The organism is Corallococcus sp. 4LFB (genome assembly GCF_046520365.1).
Classification (GTDB): domain Bacteria; phylum Myxococcota; class Myxococcia; order Myxococcales; family Myxococcaceae; genus Corallococcus; species Corallococcus caeni.
Window position 1 is genome coordinate 1 of the sequence record NZ_JBKGHJ010000916.1, and the last position, 1754, is coordinate 1754.

Genomic DNA, 1754 nt, shown 5'->3' on the forward strand with positions numbered 1-1754 from the left:
CCGAGGCGCGGCCCGCGCGACGGCCTGCTCGCGCGTGCTCGCGTCGGGTGAGCGCGTGGCATCGCGGAGGAGCTGCGCGTGGCGCTGCCTCCGGGCAAGCACAACTACCGCGTGAGCTGGAAGGGCCCCGCGCCATGGTGCGTGCGCGCGTCGCCACGCGCCGGCCCACGCTGTCCGAGGCGCTGTCGCACCAGACGCACTGGACGGAGCTGGCGGAGAAGGCGTGGGAGGTGGTGAAGCAGGACACCGCCGCGCGGCCGTCGCTGCTGCGTCAGCGGCTGGTGACGCTGATGCCGGACCTGGCGCGCGGCACGTACGGACGCATCAAGACGGAGGGCCTGTCGCCGCTGCTGCACGCGATGGCCGCCCTGGTTGACGGCGACACGGACGTCGCGGTGGAGAAGCTGAAGAGCACGGACGCGTCACCGCTCGCGTGGCACCTGCGGCTGCTCACCGCGAAGAAGCTGCTGGACGCGGGCAAGGCCGACGTCGCGCACGCGCTCCTGGGCACCGCGCCCGCGCTGCCGGACGCGGGCTTCCTCACCGCCGAGGCGTCGGAGCTGGTGTCACGCCTGCCGCTGGGGGACCCGCTGCGCAGCCGCGAGCTGGCCGCGCTGGAGCTGGCGTGGAGAGCGGAGCCGCTGTCGGAGGACATCCGCCGTGGCTACCGCGCCGCGTGGTGGCGCGCGAGCCGCTGGTCGCAGGTGACGCCCGCGCCCGCGAGGATGGAACCTACGTGAAGGCCTCGCAGTGGCTGGACCTCCAGGGCATGGAGGCCGACGCGTCGATGGCGGGCAGCGCGCTGTGGCCGCTCGCCGCGGGCGGCACCACGCGCGTGCAGGCCACGGGGCTGGCGGAGGCCCCCACCCTGCTGCGCGCCTACGTGATGACGCCGCCGGGCGCGAAGGCGAACCCGGTGCTGCGCGTGGGGAGCAACACCTTCCCGCTGCTGCCGCTGTCCGCGGTGGAGCCGGTGGAGATTGCCCTGCCTCCGGGCGAGCACGCCCTGAAGCTGGAGGGCGCGGAGGGCACGCGCGCGTTCCTGTCGCTCGCGCCCGCGAAGGCGGAGGGGACGCCGGGCGAGGTGGGCTACGTGCGCTCGCAGTGGCCGGTGAAGGTGGACAAGAAGGCGGTGCGCTTCCGGGTGCCGGACGCGAAGCTGCCCTCGCCCGTGCGCGTGCAGCTCCGTCCGCTGGGTGCGGAAGCGGGCAAGCCCATCGTGGTGCGCATGAACACCGACGTGGGCCACCCGCGCCGGCTGGTGCTGCTGCCGGGCGCCGCCAGCCCGCGGCCACCTGGCGCTGGAGGGCGCGAAGGGCACGTCGTCCGCGCCGGTGTCCGCGGTGGTGACGCTGCCCGCGCAGGCGCGCGAGGTGTGGTTCGAGCCCGAGGATCCGAAGGTCCGGCTCGCCGTCTCGCTGGCGGTGCGCCGCGCGGAGGTGGCCACGCCCGAGGAGTCCCCTGCCCCGCCGCTGCCGCAGGCCGCGGGCACGGCGTACGAGTCCATCCAGGCGCTCTCGCGCACGCTGCGCACGGGGCCCGAGGAGGTGGAGCCGCGCCTCGCGCGCGCCGAGCTGCTCTCGTCGTTGCAGGAGGACGGCTTCGCCCGCGCGGACGTGGGCCGGCTGCTGGACGCGCAGGCGAAGCTGACGCCGGAGCAGCAGCGGCGCCTGCTCGCGCTGATGGACCGCCTGTCGCAGGCGTCCCCGCGCACGGTGCGCTTCGCGCAGGCCATCACGCGGCCCACGCTGGTG

The 1754-nt window shown here is 75.7% G+C and carries 4 protein-coding genes; 2 read left to right on the plus strand and 2 right to left on the minus strand.

What is annotated here, in order from left to right:
- Positions 1 to 134: 134 nt before the first annotated feature.
- Positions 135 to 740, plus strand: a complete 606-nt coding sequence (locus ACLEQD_RS42745; protein WP_410391701.1) for a hypothetical protein — start codon at positions 135 to 137, stop codon at positions 738 to 740.
- Between the two features lie 139 nt (positions 741 to 879).
- Here ACLEQD_RS42745 and ACLEQD_RS42750 read toward each other — a convergent pair whose 3' ends face one another.
- Positions 880 to 1032 carry a hypothetical protein gene (locus ACLEQD_RS42750; protein WP_410391702.1) on the minus strand — a complete coding sequence of 51 codons (153 nt, stop codon included), beginning with the start codon at positions 1030 to 1032 and terminating at the stop codon, positions 880 to 882.
- Between the two features lie 57 nt (positions 1033 to 1089).
- A complete protein-coding gene (locus tag ACLEQD_RS42755; RefSeq protein ID WP_410391703.1) occupies positions 1090 to 1230 on the minus strand; it encodes a hypothetical protein in 141 nt (46 codons plus the stop codon).
- Between the two features lie 104 nt (positions 1231 to 1334).
- On the opposite strand from ACLEQD_RS42755, the gene ACLEQD_RS42760 reads away from it, so the two are divergent.
- Positions 1335 to 1754: hypothetical protein (locus ACLEQD_RS42760; RefSeq protein ID WP_410391704.1), on the plus strand; the 420-nt coding region annotated here is incomplete at its 3' end.